4 protein-coding genes are annotated in these 5,042 nt (G+C 75.9%); 1 reads left to right on the top strand and 3 read right to left on the bottom strand.

Annotation, left to right across the window (positions count from 1 at the left end):
- Nucleotides 1–125: 125 nt before the first annotated feature.
- The 3 genes from ABZW03_RS37115 to ABZW03_RS37125 all read right to left on the bottom strand — a co-directional run bounded on the left by ABZW03_RS37115 (nucleotide 126) and on the right by ABZW03_RS37125 (nucleotide 4,183).
- Nucleotides 126–2,066 (bottom strand): glycerophosphodiester phosphodiesterase family protein, encoded by a 1,941-nt coding sequence (locus ABZW03_RS37115; RefSeq protein ID WP_355268725.1) that lies wholly within the window; start codon nucleotides 2,064–2,066, stop codon nucleotides 126–128.
- Between the two features lie 232 nt (nucleotides 2,067–2,298).
- Nucleotides 2,299–3,396 carry a chemotaxis protein gene (locus tag ABZW03_RS37120; protein ID WP_355268726.1) on the bottom strand — a complete coding sequence of 366 codons (1,098 nt, stop codon included), beginning with the start codon at nucleotides 3,394–3,396 and terminating at the stop codon, nucleotides 2,299–2,301.
- Between the two features lie 196 nt (nucleotides 3,397–3,592).
- On the bottom strand, nucleotides 3,593–4,183 hold the full coding sequence (locus ABZW03_RS37125) for a lytic polysaccharide monooxygenase (RefSeq protein ID WP_355268728.1): 591 nt from the start codon (nucleotides 4,181–4,183) through the stop codon (nucleotides 3,593–3,595).
- A gap of 333 nt (nucleotides 4,184–4,516) precedes the next feature.
- Between ABZW03_RS37125 and ABZW03_RS37130 the strand changes: the two genes are divergently transcribed.
- Complete coding sequence (locus ABZW03_RS37130) at nucleotides 4,517–4,984, top strand: MarR family transcriptional regulator (RefSeq protein ID WP_355268730.1); 468 nt, start codon at nucleotides 4,517–4,519, stop codon at nucleotides 4,982–4,984.
- Nucleotides 4,985–5,042: the final 58 nt, after the last annotated feature.

Genomic DNA, 5,042 nt, shown 5'->3' on the forward strand with positions numbered 1-5,042 from the left:
GCGCCCCCCGCCCGGGGGGGGGGCGCGCCCGCGTGCTGGGGGGCCCCCCGCGGCACCCGCCGCGCCCCCCCACCGCCGCCGGACGGTACGGGGCCGCGGGCCTGCCGAAAGGCCCGGCGGAGGTGTCAGCCGTGGGCGGCGGCGGTGTCCAGGGTGCGGGCGTCGGCGGCGATCAGGGCGGCCCGGTCCGCCGGGACGCTGCGCCCGGCCTGGTTCTCGGCCCAGTGGGCGAGCGGCTGGTACTGGCCCTGGCCGAGCATCACGGTCAGGGTGGCGACGGCGTTGCGGTCGGCGCCGGAGGTGAGCACCAGGGCGGCCAGGCCGGTGGGGGTGGCGGCGAGGGTGAACTCGGCGGTGGTCTCGGCGCGGCCGCCGGGGCCGGTGGCCTCGGCGCGCAGGGTGTGCCGGCCGAGGGCGAGGGCGGTGGTGTCCAGGGCGGTGCCGGGCGCCAGCTCCCTGCCGTCCAGGGTGAGGCGGACGGTGTCGGCGCCGGTGGACTGGACGGCGGTCACCGGCTGCTGGGCGCGGTCCAGGGCGGCGCCGGCGGCCGGGGAGGTGATCGCCACGGTGGGCGCGGCGGGCTGGACGGGGGTGCCGCCCTGGAGCCAGGCGCTGTTCCAACCGGCCAGCTCCGCCGGGCGGTTGGTGATGACGCCGTCGACGCCGGCGGCCTCCAGGGCCTTCCAGCGGGCGGCCGTGTCGACCGTCCAGACGTTGACCGCGACGCCGGCGGCGTGCAGGTCCCTGACCACGGCCGGGCGCGCGGCGAGGGCGCCGTCGGAGGGGTTGTAGGCGGCGAGGCCGAGGTCGCGGGCGACGGCCACCGGGTCGGCGTCGAGGGTGCCGCGCAGCAGGCCGAGCGGCAGTTCGGGGGCCAGTTCGCGGGTGTGCTTGAGGGCGTCGACCTCGAAGCTCTGGACGAAGACCCGGCCGGTCATCCGGTGGTCGCGCACCTCCTGGACGATCCGGGCGACCTCGTCGCGGCTGTGCGGGCCCTTGATCTCCAGCAGCAGGCTGCCGCCGCGGGTGCGCAGGTCCTCCAGCTGGGCGGCCAGGGTGGGGATGCGGGCACCGGCGTAGGCGGGGCCGAACCAGGAGCCGGCGTCCAGGGTGTCGAGCTGGGCGGCGGTCAGGTCGCGGATGCGGCCCTTGCCGTCGGTGGTGCGGTCGACGGTGTCGTCGTGCAGGACGTAGGGGACGCCGTCCTTGCTGGGCTGGACGTCGTTCTCGATCCACTCGGTGCCGGCGCGGCGGGCGACCTCGTCGGAGACCAGGGTGTTCTCGGGGGCCGCGGAGGAGGCGCCGCGGTGGGCGAAGACGGTCAGCGGCGCGCCGGCCGGGCGCAGCCGGCCAGCGGGGGCGAGGGCGGTGACCTTGAGGTCGTCGAAGGAGACCTTGGCGCCGTTGACGACGAGGGCCTGGCCGCCGTCGGCGGTGCGGGCGACCCGGGTGGTGCGCAGGGCCTCCTTGCCGTCGAGGATCCAGCGGGCGGTGGTGCCGTGGACCTCGACGGCGATGCGCACGTCGCGGCCGGTGCCGGCGGCGGTGGGGGCGGCGGCGGTGTCGGTGACGTTCCAGGCGTTGGCGGGGGTGCGCTGGGCGAATTCGAGGCCGTTGGCGGCGGTGGTGCCGGTGCGCATCGTGGCGATCGACCAGGGGGTGGCGCCGGAGGCGGGGACGTCCAGGCCCAGGGCGGTCCAGCGGGCGCCGTCCTGGACGGTCTCGAAGCGGGCGGTGGCCTCGATGCGGAAGTCGTCCAGGTGGCGGCCGAAGGTGATCCGGCTCTGCTGGCCGGAGTTGGCGGAGGTGCCGACCAGGCGGCCGCCCTCGACCTTCCAGTCGCCCTCGACGGCGGCGAAGCCGGCCGGCAGGGCGGGGGCGGAGAAGTGCTCGTCGAGGACGACCTCGCCGCCGGCCGGGGCGGCGCCGGCCGCGGCGGCGGCGGGTTCGGCGGAGACGGCGCTGGGGGCGGTCAGGGCGACGGCGGTGAGGCCGAGCGAGGCGGCGACGGCGGCGGCGAGCAGGCCGGTGCGGCGGCCCGCGCGGGGGCGGTGACTCTGTGTCATGGCGGCAGGCTAGGGAGGACGGCCGAACCGGGCCCCACGACACCGGGAACCGTGCGTGACCATTGCGCGTGCGGTTCGCGAAACTGGCGGATTCCGTGCGCCGACTGGCCGGTTCGTTGCCGTACGGGTAGAGGCGGCGGACGGCCCGGGCGGTCGCCCTGCGCGACGGCCCGGCCCCGGGAGTCGGGGCCGGGCCGGAACCGGGGCCGGGCGGCGCCGGGCTGAGGGCGGGTCAGTAGCGCAGGACGGCGGCGATCCGGCCGCTCTCGGCGAGGGTGCCGTCGGGGACGAAGCCGACCGCGCCGCCGGTGTCCAGGGTGCGCTCGACCACCTCGTCGACGATGTCCTCGCGGGCCCCGTCCCGGCCGGCCTCGGCGGGCACCAGGTGCTCGCCGTCGTCGCGCACGGTGGCGCGGAAGTTCTCCTCGACCACCAGGCGGGCGGTGCGGCCCTGGCCGACGGCCTGCCAGACCTCGTCCAGGCCGGCCGCGAACTGCTGGGCGCCGCGGGCCTTGTCGAGCTGGGCGAGGTGCTCGGCGACCTCCTGCTCGGCGCGGGCGCGCACGGCCGGCTCGACCACCTTGCGGACGGTCTCGGCGTCGGCCTGGGCCAGGCCGCCGTGCGGGATCTGCGCGGCGGCCTCCTTGGCGATCGGGCCGACGGCGTCCAGCAGGGCGAGCGCGGCGGCCTCGCCGACCACGTACAGCGGGCGGGGGGCGGCGGCCAGCAGCTTGCCGACCTCGGTGTCGGCCTGGCGCAGGAAGGTCTTGGTCGCCTCGTCGCGGAAGGTGCTGGGGGTGTCGCCGATCTGCTCCTGGCGCTCGGGGTCGGGGTTGTCGAAGACGCGCACCAGCGGGAAGCCGTGCGCCCGGTCCTCGACGACCCGGTCCTCGATGCCGCCCCACAGCACCACCTTGTCGGCGGCGACGGCGAGCACCCAGAACGGGCGCTCGGCGGCCTGCGCGGCGACCAGGTTGCGGGTGAGGTAGGTGTCGGAGAGGACCACCCGGGCGGGGGCGGTGCGCCCGAGTGACCAGACCTGGTGCTCGCCGGGCGCGGCGAAGAGCGCCAGGCCGTCCTCGGCGTGCACCAGGTCGACCTCCGCGAGGGCCCGGTCGAGCTGCTCCAGCACGGCGATCCGGGCGGCGCGGGAGACCTTCGGGTCGGCCTGGACGCGCTCCTTCGCCTCGGCGACCAGGTTGCGCAGCCGGACCGGGTCCTGGGCGTTGTCCGGTTCCCGGCGGTGGGTGGGCATCAGGATCGACACCGCCGGGTAGGGCCGCGGTCGGCGCAGTTCGGCGAGGACGGCGGGGCTGAGGTCGGGGCGCATGGAGACCCTTTCCGAAGGCGCGGTCGGCCTTCTGTCGTGACGCGCGGGGCCTGGCACTGGGCACTGCTGCCAAATGTCGTCAATGTACCCAGATGCGGCTTTCGCGGCGCGCGGTCACGGCCCCGGGAAGGGGGTCTGCGGGACGGGCGGCGGCCCGCCGGCACCGGGGTGCCGGCGGGCGCGACGGCCGGGACCGTCAGAACTGGACGTCGGTGCAGGAGTAGAAGGCGTTGGCGGTGTCGGCGATCTCCCAGACCGCGACGACCACGTGGTGGCCGGTGCGGCCGGTGGGCAGGGTCGCGGTGTGGGTGGTGGTGGCGGCGGGCTGGCGGCCGTTGTAGGGGACGGTCAGGAACGGGGTCAGGTCCAGGGCGGCCCGGGTGATCGGCTGGCTCGCGCTGTAGCCGGGCTTGGTCAGGTAGTACTTGAAGTTCGTGGTGGCGTGCCGGGCCTCGATCTCCCAGGTGAAGGTGAGCTGCTGGCCCGCCGTCACCTTGGTGGTCGGCCAGGCGCCGCCCCGGGGGTTGTCCAGCGGGGCCCAGCGGCCGTCGCCGCCGGCGCAGATGGTGCCGTCCGCCGGGCCGCGGCTCGGGAAGCCCTTGGGGCCCTCGACGCTCTGCGGCTCCCACTGGATGTCGCCGCAGTCCCACGGGACGGCGTCGGCGCCGCAGAGCGCGGAACGGCTCGGCGGCAGGTTGATGAAGCCGTGCGACTCGGCCGGCAGGGCCGCCGCGATCGGCAGGACGATCGCGGCCGCGGCGGCGGCGATCAGGTGGCGCTTGCGCATGGTGCTCCTCCGTGGGGGTGGATGGAGTGTGCGCCCGGCGCGGGGCGTGCGCGTACGCGTGGGGGTGCGTACGGCGGCCTGCCCGAGACATGGCATGCCCGCGCCAGACCGGTTGCCCGACACCGTAGGATCTGCTTTCCCCTCCCGTCAATGGTCTGAACCATTTGCGCCAAACCCTTGCGGGTACTGGGCACCGGCCCGCACCTCGCGCGCCCGCGCACCCCCGGGTCCGCGCGGCCCAATTAGTTGCATGAGCGCTATACAGGCCCTAGCCGATATTTCTGTTCATGGTTTATCCTGGAGCCGACCACATCTGGAAGGAGGCCAGGCCCCATGACCGCCACGGACCCCGCGCTCACCGCCCTCGCCAACGGTTGGGGCGCCCTGTCCCTCCTGCACGGCAGGATCGAGTCCCACATCGAGCGCGCCCTGCAGGCCAAGCACGACCTGAGCGTGCGGGAGTACTCCCTGCTCGACGTGCTCAGCCGCCAGCACGACGACGTGGGCGGACACCTGCAGATGAAGCAGGTCGCCGACGCGGTCGTGCTCAGCCAGAGCGCCACCACCCGCCTGGTCACCCGGCTGGAGGACCGCGGACTGCTGTCGCGCTACCTGTGTCCGACCGACCGCCGCGGCATCTACACCAACGTGAGCGAGGACGGCCTGAAGCTCCTGGAGCAGGCCCGGCCGACCAACGACGCCGCGCTGCGCGAGGCGCTCGACGAGGCCGCCCGCAACCCCGAGCTGGTCTCGCTGGTCAAGGCGGTCGAGGCCGTGGACGCCGCCTCGCCCGCCCGCTGACCCCGGCCGGCCCCACAGCCCCGCAGCTCCACTCCCCCGGGCCCGGCCCGTCCGAACC

This window comes from Kitasatospora sp. NPDC004799, assembly GCF_040609095.1.
Classification (GTDB): Bacteria; Actinomycetota; Actinomycetes; order Streptomycetales; family Streptomycetaceae; genus Kitasatospora.